Below are 19,504 nucleotides of genomic sequence, written 5' to 3' on the forward strand. Positions count from 1 at the left end.
CCTTCGCGGATCGCGAAGCGCAGACCTTCTTCCATCGCGATCGGATTGATCAGCTTCACCGTGATCGACACGTTGTCGCCCGGCATGACCATTTCCTTGTCCTTCGGCAACTCGATCGAGCCCGTCACGTCCGTCGTACGGAAGTAGAACTGCGGACGATAGTTGTTGAAGAACGGCGTGTGGCGGCCGCCCTCGTCCTTGCTCAGCACATACACCTCGGCCGTGAAGTGCGTGTGCGGATTGATCGAGCCCGGCTTCGCCAGCACCTGACCACGCTCCACGTCTTCACGCTTCGTGCCGCGCAGCAGGATACCCACGTTGTCGCCTGCCTGACCCTGGTCGAGCAGCTTGCGGAACATTTCCACGCCCGTGCAGGTCGTCTTCACCGTCGGCTTGATACCGACGATCTCGATTTCCTCGCCGACCTTCACCACGCCGCGCTCGACGCGCCCCGTCACCACCGTGCCACGACCCGAGATCGAGAACACGTCTTCCACCGGCATCAGGAAGGCGCCGTCAACTGCACGCTCCGGCGTCGGGATATACGTGTCCAGCGCGTCGGCCAGGTTCATGATCGCCACTTCGCCCAGCTCGCCCTTGTCGCCTTCCAGCGCCAGCTTGGCCGAACCCTTGATGATCGGCGTGTCGTCGCCCGGGAAGTCGTACTTCGACAGAAGTTCGCGAACTTCCATCTCGACCAGCTCCAGCAGCTCGGCGTCGTCCACCATGTCGCACTTGTTCAGGAACACGATGATGTACGGAACACCCACCTGGCGCGCCAGCAGGATGTGCTCGCGCGTTTGCGGCATCGGGCCGTCAGCGGCCGAGCACACCAGGATCGCGCCGTCCATCTGCGCTGCGCCCGTGATCATGTTCTTCACATAGTCGGCGTGGCCCGGGCAGTCGACGTGGGCGTAGTGGCGGTTAGCCGTTTCGTACTCGACGTGCGCCGTGTTGATCGTGATGCCGCGCGCCTTTTCTTCCGGCGCCGCGTCGATCTGGTCATACGCCTTCGCTTCGCCGCCGAACTTCTGCGTCAGAACCGTCGTGATCGCTGCCGTCAGCGTGGTCTTGCCGTGGTCAACGTGACCGATCGTGCCGACGTTCACGTGCGGCTTGGTCCGTTCGAATTTACCTTTAGCCATGTTTCTCTTCTTTCAAAAAGTTAATCGTTGAATGACTTGCCGCGCGATTACTTCGACTTCGCGTTGATGATCGCTTCGGACACGTTACGCGGTGCTTCAGCGTAATGCTTGAACTCCATCGTATACGTTGCGCGACCTTGAGTCAGCGAGCGCAGCGACGTCGAGTAGCCGAACATTTCCGACAGCGGCACTTCGGCGCGAACGATCTTGCCGCCGCCAACCATGTCGTCCATGCCCTGAACGATACCGCGACGACCCGACAGATCGCCCATCACGTTGCCCATGTAATCTTCAGGCGTTTCAACTTCCACAGCCATCATCGGTTCGAGAATGACCGGCTGCGCCTTGCGCATTGCTTCCTTGAACGCCATCGAACCGGCCATGCGGAACGCGTTTTCGTTCGAGTCAACATCGTGGTACGAACCGAACGTCAGGTGAACCTTCACGTCAACGACCGGGAAACCTGCCAGCACGCCGGACTTCAGCGTTTCCTGGATACCCTTGTCGACTGCCGGAATATATTCACGCGGAATCACGCCGCCCTTGATTTCGTCCAGGAACTCATAGCCCTTGCCTTGCTCGTTCGGCTCGAGCGTGATGACAGCGTGACCGTACTGGCCGCGACCGCCCGACTGCTTGACGAACTTACCGTCGACGTCTTCCGCCTTGCCGCGAATCGTTTCGCGGTAAGCCACTTGCGGCTTGCCCACCGTTGCTTCGACACCGAACTCACGCTTCATCCGGTCGACCAGAATTTCCAGGTGAAGCTCGCCCATGCCGGAAATGATGGTTTGACCCGATTCCTCGTCCGTTTGAACGCGGAAAGACGGATCTTCCTGTGCCAGACGGTTTAACGCCAGACCCATCTTTTCCTGGTCGGGCTTCGTCTTCGGCTCAACAGCTTGCGAAATCACCGGCTCGGGGAAAATCATGCGTTCGAGCACGATCGGGCTCTGCGGATCGCACAGCGTGTCACCGGTCGTTGCGTCCTTCAGGCCGACGGCTGCAGCGATGTCCCCTGCACGGACTTCCTTGATTTCTTCGCGCTGATTTGCGTGCATCTGCAAAATACGGCCCAGACGTTCCTTCTTGTCTTTGGTCGCGTTCAGCACGGTGTCGCCCGAATTCACAACGCCCGAATACACACGGAAGAAGATCAGTTGGCCGACAAACGGGTCGGTCATGATCTTGAATGCCAATGCCGAGAATTTTTCATCGTCGGCCGCCCGGCGCTCACCCTTCTCACCGTTTTCCAGCTCGCCGGTAACCGGCGGGATGTCGATCGGTGACGGCAGGAAATCGAGCACGGCGTCCAGCATGCGTTGCACGCCCTTGTTCTTGAACGCGGTGCCGCAAAGCATCGGCTGGATTTCGCAAGCGATCGTACGGTCGCGCAGACCCTTGATGATTTCCGCTTCGGTCAGTTCGCCCGACTCGAGGTACTTGTTCATCAGGTCTTCGCTCGATTCAGCCGCGGCTTCGACCATCTTTTCACGCCATTCATTGCACGTGTCGACGAGTGCCGCCGGAATCTCTTCGTACGAGAACTTGGTGCCTTGGGATGCTTCGTCCCAAATGATCGCCTTCATCTTCAGCAGATCGACGACGCCCGTGAAGTTCTCTTCAGCGCCGATAGGCACAACGACCGGCACCGGATTCGCCTTCAGACGCAGCTTGAGCTGGTCATAGACCTTGAAGAAGTTCGCGCCGGTACGATCCATCTTGTTGATGAACGCGAGACGGGGAACCTTGTACTTGTTAGCCTGACGCCACACGGTTTCCGACTGGGGCTGCACGCCGCCCACCGCGCAGTACACCATGCACGCGCCATCGAGCACGCGCATCGAGCGCTCGACTTCAATCGTGAAGTCGACGTGTCCCGGCGTGTCGATGATGTTAATGCGGTGCTCAGCGCGGTCGCCGGCCATGCCTTTCCAGAACGCCGTGGTGGCAGCGGACGTGATCGTGATGCCGCGTTCCTGCTCCTGCTCCATCCAGTCCATGGTGGCAGCGCCGTCGTGCACTTCACCAATCTTGTGGTTCACGCCGGTGTAAAACAGAATGCGCTCGGTCGTCGTCGTTTTGCCGGCGTCGATGTGAGCGCTAATACCGATGTTACGGTAGCGCTCGATAGGTGTCTTGCGAGCCACTTTGATCCTCTATGGGGATGACGCGATGCGAGAAAATACCCATCGCGCTGTAACACAAACGGGCGAGGCGCTTTGTAAGCGCACCCGCCCGGAATTTCTTTCCGATTTTTCTGCTAACCCGGGTTCGGGAGCTTAGAAACGGAAGTGCGAGAACGCCTTATTGGCTTCTGCCATCCGGTGAACTTCGTCGCGCTTCTTCATTGCGCCGCCACGGCCTTCAGCCGCCTCGGAGAGTTCACCTGCCAGACGCAGGGCCATCGACTTCTCGCTGCGCTTCTTCGCGGCTTCACGCAGCCAACGCATCGCCAATGCCATACGACGCGACGGGCGCACTTCGACCGGAACCTGATAGTTCGCACCACCAACGCGGCGGCTCTTCACTTCCACCACCGGCTTGACGTTGTTGAGCGCTACCGTGAACACTTCCAGCGGGTCCTTGCCACCCTTGGTCTGGATCTGTTCGAAAGCGCCGTACACGATACGCTCGGCAACCGACTTCTTGCCGGAGAGCATCAGCACGTTCATGAACTTAGCTACATCTACGTTACCGAATTTCGGATCCGGCAACACTTCCCGCTTGGGGACTTCGCGACGACGCGGCATGTTTCTTCCTTTACTTTTCAGTTGGAGCTATTTTTTAGCTCCGCGGCCACCAACTAACCCGATTCATCTCTAGCGACTTACCAGCCTGGTCGGGTGACCACTTACTCGACAGCGCCGGCGATTCCGGCACCACCGCTATTACCGCCCTTGCAGGCGACCTGAAACTACTCTGACCGGCTAATTACTTGCCAGCTTTTGCACGCTTCGCACCGTACTTCGAGCGAGCCTGCTTACGGTCCTTGACGCCCTGGGTATCCAGCGAGCCGCGAACCATGTGGTAACGCACACCCGGCAAGTCCTTGACACGGCCGCCGCGAATCAGCACGACCGAGTGTTCCTGCAGGTTGTGGCCTTCACCACCGATATACGAAATGACTTCGAAGCCGTTCGTCAGGCGCACCTTCGCAACCTTACGGAGCGCCGAGTTCGGCTTTTTCGGCGTCGTGGTGTACACACGGGTGCACACGCCGCGACGCTGGGGGCAGTCCTGCAAAGCCGGGCTCTTGCTCTTCGTCGTTTCCGACGCGCGGCCTTTGCGAACCAGTTGATTGATGGTTGGCATTGTTTATTCCTGAAATTGAACAAAATCGACGCATCTGTTTCCGGGCAAAGCAGAAACGATTGCGCATCGAACTTCCGGATCCGATCGCAGCGCGTGGATTGATTCCGCGCGCAGGCATCTCAAGAACCGGAACCTAGCATAATATTCCGAAAATACTAAGAGAGTCAACAGCTTGCGATGCTTCGCACCCCAGCGGAGGCGCCCGAGCACTCAGTCGGCGGCGACGACTTCCAGCAACTCGTCGCCGAAACGATCCAGTTTCCGTGCGCCCATGCCCGGAATACTCCGCAAATCTTCGATGGAATCTGGGCCGTTGCGGGCAATCTCCGCGAGCGTCGCGTCGTGGAAGATCACATAAGCCGGTACACCGTCGCTCCTGGCCGTTTCGGTGCGCCATGCGCGCAGCCGCTCCCAGCGGGCGCGTTCGCGCGGACCCATGCCGATCGTGGGGTCGGCACGCTCGCTGGTGCGTCCGGACGACTGACGGGTGCGCGTCGGCTTCACATAGCGACGCATCGTGACGCTCTGCTCGCCCTTGAGCACCGGCTTGCTCGCTTCGGTGAGAACCAGCGAGCCAAATCCTTCGTGGTCGACCGTCAGATAGCCGAACGCAACGAGCTGGCGAAACACCGCACGCCACTCCGGCTCGCCTAGCGCGGCGCCGATGCCGAATGTGGTCAGCTTTTCATGCCCACGCTGCAAGATTTTTTCGCTGCGGTTGCCGCGCAGGATATCGATCAGATGGCCCGCGCCGAAGTGAAAACCGCTCGCCCGCTGCGCGCGAAACACGCAGGAAAGCGCCATCTGCGCTTCGCGCGTCGCGTCCCATGTGTGGGGCGGCTCGAGGCAGTTGTCGCAGTTGCCGCATGGCTCGCTCGATTCGCCGAAATAGGCGAGCAACCGCACCCGCCGGCAGGTCGCGGCCTCGCACAGACCGAGCAACGCATCGAGCTTGCCGGTCTGCACGCGTTTGTGCGCGTCGTCGGCGTCGGATTCGTCGATCATCTTGCGCTGCTGCACGACATCGCCGAGGCCATAGGCCATCCACGCGTTGGCAGCCATGCCGTCGCGACCGGCGCGCCCCGTTTCCTGGTAATAGCCCTCGACGCTCTTCGGTAAGTCGAGGTGAGCGACAAAGCGCACGTCCGGCTTGTCGATTCCCATGCCGAATGCGATCGTCGCGCACATCACGATGCCTTCCTCGCGCTGAAACATCTCCTGATGCTTCTGGCGGATTTCGAACTCCATGCCGGCGTGATACGGCAACGCGCGCATGCCTTTTTCCTTCAGCCACTCCGCCGTTTCTTCGACCTTGCGGCGCGACAGGCAATAAACGACGCCGGCGTCGGTCGTGCCGTCCGGCCGCGTATGTTCCGCGCGAATGAAATCGAGCAACTGGGTGCGCGCATTGTCTTTTTCGACAATGCGATAGCGGATGTTCGGCCGATCGAAACTCGACACGAAAACGCGTGCGTCGTCCAGCGCCAAACGGTGAATGATCTCGTCGCGTGTAATCGCGTCGGCCGTGGCGGTGAGTGCGATGCGCGGCACATTCGGGAAGCGCTCGTGCAGCACCGACAACTGGATATATTCCGGCCGGAAATCGTGCCCCCATTGCGACACGCAATGCGCCTCGTCGATTGCGAAGAGCCCGATGCGCGTGCGCTCCAGCAACTCCTGGAATCGGGGCGTCATCAACCGCTCAGGCGCCACGTACAACAGATCGATTTCGCCATCGCGCAATGCGCGTTCCGTGGCCATCGCTTCGGCGCTCGACAACGTCGAATTCAGATACGCCGCACGCACGCCGACTTCAGTCAGCGCCGCCACCTGATCCTGCATCAGCGCGATCAGTGGTGAAACCACGATTCCCGTACCGAAGCCGCTTTCTCGCCGTACCAGCGACGGAATCTGATAGCACAACGATTTGCCGCCGCCCGTTGGCATCAGTACGAGACAATCGCCGCCGCCCGAGACGTGTTCGACAATTTCGCCCTGCTGTCCTCTGAACGCGGGGTAACCGAAGACTTCGTTGAGGATTTCGAGCGGACGGGACATGAATTTGAGAGAAGCAGCGTGGAGCCGGTGACACGAATTTTACCAACGCATTCGTGCTGCGCCCGCCGTTTGCGACAAACGTTAGCCGTTTGGCCTAACAAATCAGCGCAACGCACGCAAAAGAAGAGCGCATAAAAAAAGCCGCTCAGTCGAAACTGAGCGGCTTCGCTGGCTGGTGAGTCCAAAGCGGCTAACGCCGCCCGGACTTACTCGCCGGAGTGGTGCTGTTCGGCGGCCGGGGTTTCCGGCGTACCGAATTCGAACGACTCTTCCGCTGCGATCTGATCGAAACGCTCGCGGTCGGACAGTTCCTTGCTCTTGCGTGCCTTGTGGAACGCGAGACCCGTACCGGCCGGAATCAGACGGCCGACGATCACGTTTTCCTTCAGACCACGCAGGTCATCGCGCTTGCCCATGATCGCCGCTTCGGTCAGCACGCGGGTCGTTTCCTGGAACGACGCCGCGGAGATGAACGAATCGGTCGACAACGAGGCCTTCGTGATACCGAGCAGCACGTTTTCGTACGTTGCCGGACGCTTGTCTTCCGCGATCATGCGGTCGTTCTCGTCGAGCATGTCCGATCGCTCGACCTGTTCGCCCGGGATGAAACGCGTATCGCCGTTGTCCGTGATCTGCACACGGCGCAGCATCTGACGAACAATCACTTCAATGTGCTTGTCGTTGATCTTCACGCCTTGCAAACGGTACACGTCCTGCACTTCGTCCACGATGTAACGCGACAGCGCTTCGACGCCCTGCAAACGCAGGATGTCGTGCGGATCCGCCGGCCCGTCCACGATCATTTCGCCCTTGTTGACGACCTGACCATCGTGCACCAGAACCTGCTTTTCCTTCGCGATCAGGAACTCGTGCTGGTTGCCCTCGAGGTCCGTGATAACGAGACGCTGCTTGCCCTTCGTGTCCTTGCCGAACGACGTCGTACCCGTGACTTCCGCCAGGATACCTGCGTCTTTCGGCGAACGTGCTTCGAACAGTTCCGCCACACGCGGCAGACCGCCGGTAATGTCACGCGTCTTCTGCGATTCGGTCGGGATACGTGCGAGCACTTCGCCGACCTGCACTTGCTGCCCGTCCTTCACGGTGATCAGCGCGCCGACCTGGAAGCCGATCTGCACCGAGTGCTCGGTGTTCGGGATCTTGACTTCTTCGCCGTTCGCATCGAGCAGCTTGACCTGCGGACGCACCGTCTTCGACGCTTGCGAACCGCGGCGCTTCACGTCGATCACGACCAGCGTCGAGAGACCCGTCACATCGTCGATCTGCTTGGCAACCGTCACGCCTTCCTCGACGTTTTCGAACTTCACCGTGCCACCGTACTCGGTGATGATCGGACGTGTCATCGGATCCCACGTCGCCAGTTGCGTGCCGGCCTTGATCTGCGCGCCGTCCAGTTGCAACAGCGTCGCGCCGTACGGCACCTTGTGACGTTCGCGCTCGCGGCCGTGATCGTCGGTGATCATCGCCTCGCCCGAACGCGAAATGACGATCTGCTCGCCCTTCGCGTTGGTGACGTAGCGCATCGTTGCCGTGAAGCGCACCGTACCGTTCGACTTCGCTTCGATCGACGAAGCCACCGCCGCACGCGACGCCGCACCACCGATGTGGAACGTACGCATCGTGAGCTGCGTGCCCGGTTCACCGATCGACTGCGCGGCGATCACGCCGACTGCTTCACCGACGTTGACCGACGAGCCGCGGCCCAGGTCGCGGCCGTAGCAGGCCGCGCACAGACCGTAACGCGTTTCGCAAGTCAGCGGCGTACGCACGCGCACTTCGTCGATGCCGAGGCGTTCGATTTCCTCGACCGCATCTTCGTCGAGCAGCGTGCCCGTTTCGTACAGCGTTTCCTGCGATTCCGGATTGACGACGTCAGCCACCGTCACGCGACCGAGGATACGGTCACGCAGCGCTTCGACGACTTCACCGCCTTCGACCAACGCCTTCATGGCAACGCCGTTGGACGTACCGCAGTCGTCCTCGACCACGACCAGATCCTGCGTCACGTCCACGAGACGACGCGTCAGGTAACCCGAGTTTGCCGTCTTCAGTGCCGTATCAGCCAGACCCTTACGTGCGCCGTGGGTCGAGATGAAGTACTGCAACACGTTCAGGCCTTCGCGGAAGTTCGCCGTGATCGGCGTCTCGATGATCGAGCCGTCCGGCTTCGCCATCAGGCCACGCATACCGGCCAGCTGACGAATCTGAACCGCCGAACCGCGAGCACCGGAGTCGGCCATCATGTAGATGGAATTGAACGACTCCTGACGCGTTTCGTTGCCGTCGCGATCGACCACCGGTTCCGTCGACAGCTGTTCCATCATCGCCTTGCCGACCGCTTCCGACGTTGCCGACCAGATGTCGACGACGTTGTTGTAGCGCTCTTGCGACGTGACGAGACCGGACATGTACTGACGGTCGTATTCCTTCACCTTCTTCGCGGCGTCGCCGACGATGGTTTCCTTCTGCGGCGGCACGAGCATGTCGTCGACGCAGATGGAGATACCCGCGCGCGTTGCCAGACGGAAACCCGACTGCATCAACTGGTCGGCGAAAATCACCGTTTCACGCAGACCGCACTTGCGGAATGCGGTGTTGATCAGGCGCGAGATTTCCTTCTTCTTCAGCGGCTTGTTCAGCACCGAGAACGGCAGGCCCGGCGGAAGAATCTCCGACAGGATTGCGCGGCCGACGGTGGTCGGATACAGCGTGATCTTCGGCACGAACGCCGGCGCACCTTCCGACTTGTCTTCGTTGTGGACCATTTCCGTGATCCGCACGTTGACGCGCGAGGCGAGCTCGACTTCCTTGTTCTCGTAAGCACGCAGCGCTTCCGAGACGCCGGTGAACGTCAGGCCTTCGCCCTTCGCATTCACCGCTTCACGCGTCGCGTAGTACAGGCCAAGCACGATATCCTGCGACGGCACGATCGACGGATCGCCGTTGGCCGGGAATAGGACGTTGTTCGACGCCAGCATCAGCGTGCGCGCTTCCATCTGCGCTTCCAGCGACAGCGGCACGTGAACAGCCATCTGGTCACCGTCGAAGTCGGCGTTGAACGCCGCGCAAACGAGCGGGTGCAGCTGGATTGCCTTGCCTTCGATCAGCACCGGCTCGAAAGCCTGAATGCCGAGGCGGTGCAGCGTAGGCGCACGGTTCAGCATGACCGGATGCTCGCGGATCACCTCTTCGAGGATGTCCCACACCACCGGCGTCTGGTTCTCGACTTCCTTCTTCGCAGCCTTGATGGTGGTAGCGACACCCATCACCTCGAGCTTGTTGAAGATGAAAGGCTTGAACAGTTCCAGCGCCATCAGCTTCGGCAGACCGCACTGGTGCAGCTTGAGCGTCGGGCCGACCACGATCACCGAACGGCCGGAGTAGTCCACGCGCTTACCGAGCAGGTTTTGACGGAAACGGCCGCCCTTACCCTTGATCATGTCAGCGAGCGACTTCAGCGGACGCTTGTTCGCGCCGGTCATCGCCTTACCGCGGCGACCGTTGTCGAGCAGCGAATCGACGGCTTCCTGCAGCATCCGCTTTTCGTTGCGGACGATGATTTCAGGCGCCTTCAGTTCGAGCAGACGCTTCAACCGGTTGTTACGGTTGATCACGCGGCGATACAGGTCGTTCAGGTCCGACGTCGCGAAGCGGCCGCCGTCCAGCGGCACCAGCGGACGCAGTTCCGGCGGCAGCACCGGCAGCACTTCGAGCACCATCCAGTCAGGCTTGATGCCCGAACGCTGGAAAGCCTCGAGCACCTTCAGGCGCTTCGCGTACTTCTTGATCTTCGCCTCCGAACCCGTGTTCTTGAGTTCGGTGCGCAGCATCTCGACCTGCTCGTCGATGTTGATCGCGCGCAGCAGTTCGCGCACGCCTTCCGCGCCCATTTCGGCGCGGAACTCGTCGCCGTACTCTTCGACCTTGTTGTAGTAATCCTCTTCGGTCATGATCTGCCGCGCTTTCAGCGGCGTCATGCCCGGATCGATCACCACATAGGCTTCGAAGTACAGCACGCGTTCGATGTCGCGCAGCGTCATGTCGAGCACCATGCCCAGACGCGACGGCAGCGACTTCAGGAACCAGATGTGCGCAACCGGCGAGGCCAACTCAATGTGGCCCATCCGTTCGCGACGCACCTTGGCGAGCGTCACTTCGACGCCGCACTTTTCGCAGATCACGCCACGATGCTTCAGGCGCTTGTACTTGCCACAAAGGCATTCGTAGTCTTTGATCGGCCCGAAAATCTTCGCGCAGAACAGACCATCGCGCTCCGGCTTGAACGTCCGGTAGTTGATGGTTTCCGGCTTCTTCACTTCACCGAACGACCACGAACGGATTTTGTCGGGCGAGGCCAGACCGATCTTGATCGCGTCAAAAACTTCTGGTTGTTGGACTTGCTTGAATAGATCGAGCAGAGCTTTCATTGCCTTCTCTCCGTAGTCCGATTAGTTGCGGTCGAGGTCGATGTCGATACCGAGCGAGCGGATTTCCTTCACCAACACGTTGAAGGATTCCGGCATGCCGGCGTCGATCACGTGATCGCCCTTGACCAGGTTCTCATAGACCTTGGTCCGGCCGGTCACGTCGTCCGACTTCACCGTCAGCATTTCTTGCAGCACGTACGATGCGCCGTACGCTTCGAGCGCCCACACTTCCATTTCACCGAAACGCTGGCCACCGAACTGCGCCTTACCGCCCAACGGCTGCTGCGTCACGAGCGAGTACGGGCCCGTGGAACGCGCGTGCATCTTGTCGTCGACCAAGTGGTGCAGCTTCAGGTAGTGCATGTAGCCGACAGTCACCGTACGTTCGAACATCTCACCCGTGCGACCGTCGTACAGACGCACCTGGTTTTTCGACGGCGTCATGCCGAGGTTCTTCGCGATGTCGTCCGGGAATGCCAGGTCCAACGCGCGCGACATTTCTTCTTCCGTCGCACCGTCGAACACCGGCGTGGCGAACGGCACGCCTTCGCGCAGGTTCTTCGCCAGTTCGACGATTTCGTCGTCGGTGAAGCTGTCCAGCTCTTCAGCGCGGCCCGACTCGTTGTAGATCTTGGTCAGGAATTCGCGCAGTTCTTCGATCTTCGCCTGACGCTGCAGCATTTCGCCGATACGCCAGCCGAGACCCTTCGCGGCCCAACCCAGATGCACTTCGAGAACCTGACCCACGTTCATCCGCGACGGCACGCCAAGCGGGTTCAGAACGACGTCGGCCGGACGGCCATCGGCCATGTACGGCATGTCTTCAATCGGAACGATCTTCGACACGACACCCTTGTTACCGTGACGGCCGGCCATCTTGTCGCCAGGCTGCAAACGGCGCTTGACTGCCAGGTATACCTTGACCATCTTCAGCACGCCCGGCGGCAATTCGTCGCCTTGCGTGAGCTTCTTGCGCTTCTCTTCGAACGCGAGATCGAACTGGTGACGCTTCTGTTCGATCGAGTCCTTGATGGCTTCGAGCTGTGCCGCTGCTTCTTCGTCCGCGAGGCGGATGTCGAACCAGTGGTAGTGGTCGAGATCTTCGAGGTAAGCCTGTTCGATCTTCGTACCCTTCGCAAGCTTCTTCGGACCGCCGTTCGCGACCTTGCCAGTCAACATACGTGCGAGACGCTGGAACGCGTCGCCTTCCACGATACGTAGCTGGTCGTTCAGGTCGAGGCGATAACGCTTCAGCTCATCGTCGATGATCTGTTGCGCGCGCTTGTCGCGCTGAATGCCTTCACGCGTGAACACTTGCACGTCGATCACGGTGCCGCTCATGCCCGACGGCACCCGCAGCGACGTGTCCTTCACGTCCGAAGCCTTCTCACCGAAGATCGCGCGCAGCAGCTTTTCTTCCGGCGTGAGCTGAGTCTCGCCCTTCGGCGTGACCTTGCCGACCAGCACGTCGCCTGCTTCGACTTCAGCGCCGATGTAGACAATGCCCGACTCGTCGAGACGGCCGAGTTGCACTTCAGCCAGGTTCGAAATGTCGCGCGTGATTTCTTCCGGTCCGAGCTTCGTATCGCGAGCAACGACGTTCAGCTCTTCGATGTGGATCGACGTGTAGCGATCGTCCGCAACCACCTTCTCCGAGATCAGGATCGAGTCTTCGAAGTTGTAGCCATTCCACGGCATGAACGCGACCAGCATGTTCTGGCCAAGCGCCAGTTCGCCGAGATCGGTCGAGGCGCCGTCAGCCAGCACGTCGCCACGCGACACGATATCGCCGACCTTTACGATCGGGCGCTGGTTGATGTTCGTGTTCTGGTTCGAACGCGTGTACTTGATCAGGTTGTAGATGTCCACGCCGACGTCGCCCGCAGCGGCTTCATCGTCGTTCACGCGAATCACCATACGGCCCGCGTCGACGTAATCGACCACACCGCCACGGAAGGCCTGAACCGTCGTCCCCGAGTCGACCGCGACCGTACGCTCGATACCCGTACCGACCACGGCCTTCTCAGGGCGCAGACACGGCACAGCCTGACGCTGCATGTTCGAACCCATCAACGCGCGGTTCGCGTCGTCGTGCTCGAGGAACGGAATCAGCGATGCCGCCACCGACACGATCTGCGACGGTGCCACGTCCATGTACTGGATGCGGTCCGGCGTAACCATCAGCGTTTCGCCCGCTTCACGCGAGGAAACCAGTTCGTCGGTCAGCGTGCCGTCTTCAGCCACCGCCGCGTTCGCCTGAGCGATCACATAACGGCCTTCTTCGATCGCCGACAGGTAGTCGATCTGGTCGGTCACCTTGCCGTCCACAACCTTCCGATACGGCGTTTCGAGGAAGCCGTATTCATTCAGGTGCGCATACAGCGCGAGAGAGTTGATCAGGCCGATGTTCGGACCTTCCGGCGTTTCAATCGGGCATACACGACCGTAGTGCGTCGGGTGCACGTCGCGGACTTCAAAACCGGCGCGCTCACGCGTCAAACCGCCCGGGCCAAGAGCCGAAACACGGCGCTTGTGGGTGATTTCCGACAGCGGGTTCGTTTGGTCCATGAACTGCGACAACTGCGACGAACCGAAGAATTCGCGAATCGCCGACGAAATCGGCTTTGAATTGATCAGATCGTGCGGCATCAGGTTTTCGCTTTCGGCTTGGCCGAGGCGTTCCTTCACAGCACGTTCGACACGCACGAGACCTGCACGGAACTGGTTTTCCGCCAGTTCGCCGACGCAACGCACACGACGATTGCCCAAGTGGTCGATATCGTCCACTTCGCCCTTGCCGTTGCGCAGCTCGACCAGGATCTTGATCGTGGCGAGGATGTCGTCGTCTTGCAGCGTCATCGGGCCGATGATTTCATCGCGACCGACGCGGCGGTTAAACTTCATACGACCGACCTTCGAGAGGTCGTATGCATCTTCGCTGTAGAACAGACGGTTGAAGAGCGCCTCGACCGCTTCTTCGGTCGGCGGCTCGCCAGGACGCATCATGCGGTAGATCGCGATGCGCGCGGCCATCTTGTCCGCGGTTTCGTCGATGCGCAGCGTCGACGAAATGTACGGACCCTGATCCAGATCGTTCGTGTAGAGCGTCTGGATGTCCTTGATCTTCGACTCGCGCAGCTTTTCGAGGACGGTTTCCGTGATTTCGTCGTTCGCGTTGGCGATGACTTCACCGGTGTCGCCGTCGACGACGTTCTTCGCCAGCACGCGACCGAGCAGATAGTCTTCCGGCACCGAAATGAACTTCGTCTTCGCGTTGTCGAGATCGCGAATATGCTTGGCGTTGATCCGCTTGTCCTTCTGGACGATCACGTTGCCGTCACGGTCCGTGATGTCGAAACGCGCGACTTCGCCACGCAGACGCTCGGGCACGAATTCCATCTGCGCGCCTTCCGGCATCAGCGTGAAATTGTCGAACACGAAGAAGTTTGCGAGGATCTGTTCCGGCGTGAGGCCGATCGCCTTCAGCAGGATCGTGACCGGCATCTTGCGGCGACGGTCGACGCGGAAATACAGTACGTCCTTCGGATCGAATTCGAAGTCGAGCCACGAACCGCGGTAGGGGATGATACGCGCGGAAAACAGCAGTTTGCCCGAGCTGTGCGTCTTGCCCTTGTCGTGTTCGAAAAACACGCCGGGAGAACGGTGCAACTGCGAAACGATCACACGTTCCGTGCCGTTGATGACGAACGAACCGGTCGGCGTCATGAGCGGAATTTCGCCCATGTAGACTTCCTGTTCCTTCACTTCCTTCACGACCGGCTTGCTCGGCGATTCCTTGTCGAGCAGCACAAGACGCACCTTGGCGCGCAGAGCCGAACAATACGTCAAACCGCGCTGCTGACATTCCTTGATGTTGAATGCCGGCGGCGACAGCATGTAGCTGACGAACTCTAGACGTGCGAACCCGTTATGCGAAACAATCGGGAAAACGGATGTGAACGCAGCTTGCAGACCTTCCGGCTTGCGTTGCGTGGACGGCGTGTCTGCTTGCAGAAACGTGCTGAATGATTCAAGCTGGGTAGCCAGCAGGAAAGGTACTTGGTGAACGATGGGGCGCTTCGCAAAACTCTTGCGAATGCGCTTCTTCTCGGTGAAGGAATATTGCATACGATCTCCGAATCACGGCGGGCATTGTTGTCGAGGCAGGATACCTTGATGAGACAACCCGAGTGTTCACCGACTGAGACCCGATGGCCGTCCGATGGCTTGAACGAGCCTAGAAGCTTGGTGGTTGGCCGCTACCAACCGCTGGCTGACGGCAGCGGATGCCTGTGTTGCCCGCTACCCGACCAAACTTGCCTTCTGCAGTCGCTTCAGAAGACAAAGAGAAACGCCGGTCAATCTTGCCGATAGACGGTTTTCTTTGACTTCTGGGAGCCATGTTTTTGCCCAAACGTCTTGCAAAAACATGGTCCCCTCAAAGCACAAAAAGGCCGGCGGTGGAAAACCGCCAGCCTTAGCGCAACGCGCTGAAACTTACTTGATTTCAGCCTTCGCGCCGGCTTCTTCCAGCTTCTTCTTGGCTTCTTCAGCAGCAGCCTTCGGTACCGATTCCTTAACAGGCTTCGGTGCGCCGTCGACCAGGTCCTTCGCTTCCTTCAGGCCGAGACCCGTCAGTTCACGAACGGCCTTAATGACCGAAACCTTGTTCGCGCCGACTTCCGTCAGGTTGACCGTGAATTCGGTTTGCTCTTCAGCAGCAGCAGCAGCGCCACCGCCTGCCGGGCCTGCCACTGCAACAGCAGCTGCCGACACGCCAAACTTTTCTTCGAACGCCTTGACCAGTTCGTTCAGTTCCAGAACCGACATCGAGCTTACTGCCTCGAGGATGTCTTCTTTTGCGATTGCCATTTGAAATACTCCTAAATTGAATTCGGATACAGCCAGCGATCAATCACGCTCGACTGAAGTACCTTATGCAGCGGTTTCTTCGCCTTGTTTCTTTTCTGCCAGCGCGGCCAGAGCGCGCGCAAAGCCCGAAACAGGTGCTTGCATAACGTACAACAGCTTGGAGAGCAGTTCTTCGCGGCTCGGGATGTTTGCCAGCGCTTGCACGCCAGCCTTGTCCATCACCTTGCCTTCGTAGGAACCAGCCTTGATGACCAACTTGTCATTGCTCTTGCCGAAGTCGTTGACGACCTTAGCAGCAGCAATTGCATCTTCCGAGATGCCGTAGATCAGGGGACCGGTCATCTGCTCTGCCAGCGGAGCAAAGGGGGTACCTTCGACAGCGCGACGCGCCAGCGTGTTTTTCAACACACGAAGGTAAACCTGTTGCTCACGCGCTTTCGCGCGCAGCTTGGTCAGATCGCCAACCGTGATCCCACGATACTCAGCCAGAACCACGGTCTGGGCTTTCGCGACTTGCGCGGCAACCTCAGCGACGACGGCCTGCTTGCTTTCTTTGTTGAGTGGCACGGTTAACCTCCAGATTCGATACACGCGGCGTGCGCCTTGTGTACCGCGTTCAATAACGGCGTCCGACCAGTCAGGAGTATTTCGACCGTTGGAAATCCACATTGCTGCGGACATCCAACGGTTTCATCACTACAAAACCTTTTCGGGTTCGCCATCTGCGTTGGCTTTCCATTAAGGACCCGCCTACCCGCTGCGTGCCCGCCAACGGTCTTTGACAACCGGTTGCGTGATGCAGACCGCCACCTCGCAACCGCCCAAAGCCCATAAAAGCGTCTCGACTCTCGCCGAGACGAGGTGAAATCTCTTACTGTGCCGCGAGCGACGCTTGGTCGACGCGAACGCCAACACCCATCGTGCTCGACAGAGCGACCTTGCGCAGGTAGACACCTTTGCTCGTTGCCGGCTTCGCTTTTTGCAGCGCGTCGACGAGAGCGTTCAGGTTGCTACGCAGAGCCGTCGGCTCGAATGAAGCGCGGCCGATGGTAGCGTGGATGATACCGGCCTTGTCGACACGGAATTGCACTTGGCCAGCCTTGGCATTCTTGACTGCCGTTGCGACGTCGGCCGTAACCGTACCGACCTTCGGGTTCGGCATCAAGCCACGCGGGCCGAGGATCTGACCCAACGTACCGACTACGCGCATCGTGTCTGGCGAAGCGATCACAATGTCGAAGTCCAGCTTGCCAGCCTTGACTTGTTCAGCCAGATCTTCCATACCGACGATTTCCGCGCCGGCGGCACGGGCTTGTTCCGCCTTCTCGCCCTGTGCGAACACTGCCACGCGGACCGATTTACCGGTACCTGCCGGCAGCACGACCGAGCCACGAACTACCTGGTCAGACTTCTTCGCATCGATGCCGAGTTGCACTGCAACGTCGATCGACTCGTCGAACTTTGCGCTTGCACATTCCTTCACGAGCGACAGTGCGTCATCGATCGGGTACAGTTTTTGACGATCCACCTTGGCTGCAAATGCTTGCAGACGCTTCGAAAGCTTAGCCATTTACACGCCCTCCACGGTGATGCCCATCGAGCGGGCGCTACCAGCGATCGTACGAACCGCTGCGTCCAGATCAGCTGCCGTCAGATCGGGCATCTTGGTCTTGGCGATGTCTTCAGCTTGAGCACGAGTGATCTTGCCGACCTTGTCCGTATGCGGCTTGCTCGAACCCTTGTCGATCTTCGCTGCCTTCTTGATCAAAACCGTAGCCGGCGGCGTTTTGAGAACAAACGTGAAGCTCTTATCCGCAAATGCGGTGATCACGACAGGAATCGGCAGACCCGGTTCCATTGCTTGAGTCTGAGCGTTGAACGCCTTGCAGAACTCCATGATGTTCAGGCCACGTTGGCCTAACGCCGGACCGACCGGCGGCGACGGATTGGCTTTACCTGCAGGAATCTGCAGCTTGATAAAGCCGATGATTTTCTTTGCCATGTTAAAAACCTCTTTGGAACGCCGCTCCGATACATGCAGACGTTCAGTGAGTAGTAGCGCGCGTTCACCGAAAAACAGGCTACTTGCGCTCCTCAACGGCCATTACGCGAGCCGTAAGCGCGAGATGCGGAACGCGCCGATGCCGCGTTCCGCAAAATTCTGAATTACAACTTTTCGACCTGGCCAAATTCCAGTTCGACCGGCGTTGCGCGGCCGAAGATCGTAACGGAAACCCGGACACGTGACTTCTCGTAGTTCACTTCTTCGACGCTGCCGTTGAAATCCGTGAATGGGCCGTCCTTTACCCGCACCATCTCGCCTACTTCAAACAGGGTCTTCGGTCGCGGTTTTTCGACACCTTCCTGCATCTGCGACATGATCTTCTCGACTTCTCGCGGAGAGATCGGACTCGGACGATTACGCGCGCCACCAACGAAGCCTGTCACCTTTGCCGTATTTTTCACGAGGTGCCACGTTTCGTCCGTCATTTCCATTTCCACGAGCACATAGCCCGGGAAGAAACGACGTTCGGTCACGGATTTGTGGCCGCCCTTCACCTCAACAACTTCTTCAGTCGGTACGAGGATCTGGCCAAACTGGTCTTGCATGCCGGCGCGTTCGATGCGCTCCTGAAGCGCGCGTTGCACGCTCTTCTCCATTCCGGAGTAGGCGTGCACGACGTACCAACGTTTTCCGCTCGGGGATGCCGGAGTATCGCTCATATCATTTCCAACCCAGAATCACCGAGAAAATCGCCCATTCGATGGATTTATCGCTAATCCAAAGAAAGATCGCCATGACGAAGACGAAGCCGAATACTACAAGCGTTGTCTGCGTAGCCTCTTTGCGCGTTGGCCAGACAACTTTGCGAACTTCTTTATACGAATCCTTGGCGAAAGCGATGAAGCCCTTGCCAGGCGCAGAGAGAAGACCGACTACGATGCCGGCAATCACACCGACAGCCAAGGCGGCTCCGCGGACGTACCACTCCTGGCCATTGAGCCAGAAAAATCCCACAAATCCGGCCAAGACCAACAATACGCCCGCGACGAGCATCAGCTTGTCGCTGGATGTATTTACAGTTTCGACGGAAGGATTCGCCATAACACCTTAACGAAGCGTCAAATGCGACGCGAGAGTTGGCAGGGGCAGAGGGAATCGAACCCCCAACCTTCGGTTTTGGAGACCGACGCTCTGCCAGTTGAGCTATACCCCTAAACCATTTGGGGTTGACGACACCGCCAACCCCGAAATTACCGATTAACGAGAACTATCTGGCGTTACTCGAGAATCTTGGCAACGACACCTGCGCCGACGGTACGGCCGCCTTCGCGGATCGCGAAGCGCAGACCTTCTTCCATCGCGATCGGATTGATCAGCTTCACCGTGATCGACACGTTGTCGCCCGGCATGACCATTTCCTTGTCCTTCGGCAACTCGATCGAGCCCGTCACGTCCGTCGTACGGAAGTAGAACTGCGGACGATAGTTGTTGAAGAACGGCGTGTGGCGGCCGCCCTCGTCCTTGCTCAGCACATATACTTCGGCCGTGAAGTGCGTGTGCGGATTGATCGAGCCCGGCTTCGCCAGCACCTGACCGCGCTCCACGTCTTCACGCTTCGTGCCGCGCAGCAGGATACCCACGTTGTCGCCTGCCTGACCCTGGTC

The 19,504-nt window shown here is 59.3% G+C and carries 14 protein-coding genes and 1 tRNA gene; all 15 read right to left on the bottom strand.

Features of this window, described 5'->3' with window-relative positions; all coding sequences use genetic code 11:
* Window positions 1-1,145, bottom strand: a 1,145-nt coding sequence (gene tuf / locus BUE39_RS32305; protein ID WP_073432693.1) for an elongation factor Tu, incomplete at its 3' end; no start/stop codon positions are given.
* A gap of 47 nt (window positions 1,146-1,192) precedes the next feature.
* Entirely contained in the window at window positions 1,193-3,295 is a 2,103-nt protein-coding gene (fusA, locus tag BUE39_RS32310) for an elongation factor G (RefSeq protein ID WP_073432695.1), read from the bottom strand.
* A 132-nt stretch (window positions 3,296-3,427) separates the two neighbouring features.
* Window positions 3,428-3,898 carry a 30S ribosomal protein S7 gene (gene rpsG / locus BUE39_RS32315; RefSeq protein ID WP_006053291.1) on the bottom strand — a complete coding sequence of 157 codons (471 nt, stop codon included), beginning with the start codon at window positions 3,896-3,898 and terminating at the stop codon, window positions 3,428-3,430.
* A 181-nt stretch (window positions 3,899-4,079) separates the two neighbouring features.
* A complete protein-coding gene (gene rpsL, locus BUE39_RS32320) occupies window positions 4,080-4,460 on the bottom strand; it encodes a 30S ribosomal protein S12 (RefSeq protein WP_006998493.1) in 381 nt (126 codons plus the stop codon).
* A 210-nt stretch (window positions 4,461-4,670) separates the two neighbouring features.
* The gene (gene recQ / locus BUE39_RS32325; RefSeq protein ID WP_073432697.1) at window positions 4,671-6,518 is read right to left on the bottom strand and encodes a DNA helicase RecQ; all 1,848 of its coding nucleotides are present in this window, start codon (window positions 6,516-6,518) and stop codon (window positions 4,671-4,673) included.
* Between the two features lie 206 nt (window positions 6,519-6,724).
* Window positions 6,725-10,963, bottom strand: coding sequence for a DNA-directed RNA polymerase subunit beta' (rpoC, locus tag BUE39_RS32330; protein ID WP_073432699.1), 4,239 nt, complete (start codon window positions 10,961-10,963; stop codon window positions 6,725-6,727).
* Between the two features lie 21 nt (window positions 10,964-10,984).
* On the bottom strand, window positions 10,985-15,091 hold the full coding sequence (gene rpoB / locus BUE39_RS32335) for a DNA-directed RNA polymerase subunit beta (protein WP_073432701.1): 4,107 nt from the start codon (window positions 15,089-15,091) through the stop codon (window positions 10,985-10,987).
* Window positions 15,092-15,460: 369 nt separating this feature from the next.
* Window positions 15,461-15,835: a 50S ribosomal protein L7/L12 gene (rplL, locus tag BUE39_RS32340; protein ID WP_011490060.1), complete on the bottom strand. Its 375-nt coding sequence runs from the start codon at window positions 15,833-15,835 to the stop codon at window positions 15,461-15,463.
* Between the two features lie 63 nt (window positions 15,836-15,898).
* Complete coding sequence (gene rplJ / locus BUE39_RS32345) at window positions 15,899-16,402, bottom strand: 50S ribosomal protein L10 (RefSeq protein WP_006053279.1); 504 nt, start codon at window positions 16,400-16,402, stop codon at window positions 15,899-15,901.
* Between the two features lie 304 nt (window positions 16,403-16,706).
* Window positions 16,707-17,405: a 50S ribosomal protein L1 gene (gene rplA, locus BUE39_RS32350; protein ID WP_073432703.1), complete on the bottom strand. Its 699-nt coding sequence runs from the start codon at window positions 17,403-17,405 to the stop codon at window positions 16,707-16,709.
* Window positions 17,406-17,837 carry a 50S ribosomal protein L11 gene (gene rplK, locus BUE39_RS32355; RefSeq protein WP_042329781.1) on the bottom strand — a complete coding sequence of 144 codons (432 nt, stop codon included), beginning with the start codon at window positions 17,835-17,837 and terminating at the stop codon, window positions 17,406-17,408.
* A 164-nt stretch (window positions 17,838-18,001) separates the two neighbouring features.
* On the bottom strand, window positions 18,002-18,559 hold the full coding sequence (gene nusG / locus BUE39_RS32360) for a transcription termination/antitermination protein NusG (RefSeq protein ID WP_007180147.1): 558 nt from the start codon (window positions 18,557-18,559) through the stop codon (window positions 18,002-18,004).
* A gap of 1 nt (window position 18,560) precedes the next feature.
* A complete protein-coding gene (gene secE, locus BUE39_RS32365) occupies window positions 18,561-18,941 on the bottom strand; it encodes a preprotein translocase subunit SecE (protein ID WP_073432705.1) in 381 nt (126 codons plus the stop codon).
* Between the two features lie 36 nt (window positions 18,942-18,977).
* Window positions 18,978-19,053, bottom strand: a tRNA-Trp gene (locus BUE39_RS32370).
* A gap of 64 nt (window positions 19,054-19,117) precedes the next feature.
* Window positions 19,118-19,504, bottom strand: a 387-nt coding sequence (locus BUE39_RS32375; protein ID WP_459543772.1) for an EF-Tu C-terminal domain-related protein, incomplete at its 5' end; no start/stop codon positions are given.

The organism is Paraburkholderia terricola (genome assembly GCF_900142195.1).
Lineage (GTDB): Bacteria > Pseudomonadota > Gammaproteobacteria > Burkholderiales > Burkholderiaceae > Paraburkholderia > Paraburkholderia terricola.

Coding starts and splice junctions, on each gene's coding strand:
- rplK (WP_042329781.1), bottom strand. CDS start 17,837: ATGGCAAAGAAAATCATCGGCTTTATCAAGCTGCAGATTCCTGCAGGT.
- secE (WP_073432705.1), bottom strand. CDS start 18,941: ATGGCGAATCCTTCCGTCGAAACTGTAAATACATCCAGCGACAAGCTG.
- rpoC (WP_073432699.1), bottom strand. CDS start 10,963: ATGAAAGCTCTGCTCGATCTATTCAAGCAAGTCCAACAACCAGAAGTT.
- rpoB (WP_073432701.1), bottom strand. CDS start 15,091: ATGCAATATTCCTTCACCGAGAAGAAGCGCATTCGCAAGAGTTTTGCG.
- rpsL (WP_006998493.1), bottom strand. CDS start 4,460: ATGCCAACCATCAATCAACTGGTTCGCAAAGGCCGCGCGTCGGAAACG.
- rpsG (WP_006053291.1), bottom strand. CDS start 3,898: ATGCCGCGTCGTCGCGAAGTCCCCAAGCGGGAAGTGTTGCCGGATCCG.
- nusG (WP_007180147.1), bottom strand. CDS start 18,559: ATGAGCGATACTCCGGCATCCCCGAGCGGAAAACGTTGGTACGTCGTG.
- recQ (WP_073432697.1), bottom strand. CDS start 6,518: ATGTCCCGTCCGCTCGAAATCCTCAACGAAGTCTTCGGTTACCCCGCG.
- rplL (WP_011490060.1), bottom strand. CDS start 15,835: ATGGCAATCGCAAAAGAAGACATCCTCGAGGCAGTAAGCTCGATGTCG.
- rplA (WP_073432703.1), bottom strand. CDS start 17,405: ATGGCTAAGCTTTCGAAGCGTCTGCAAGCATTTGCAGCCAAGGTGGAT.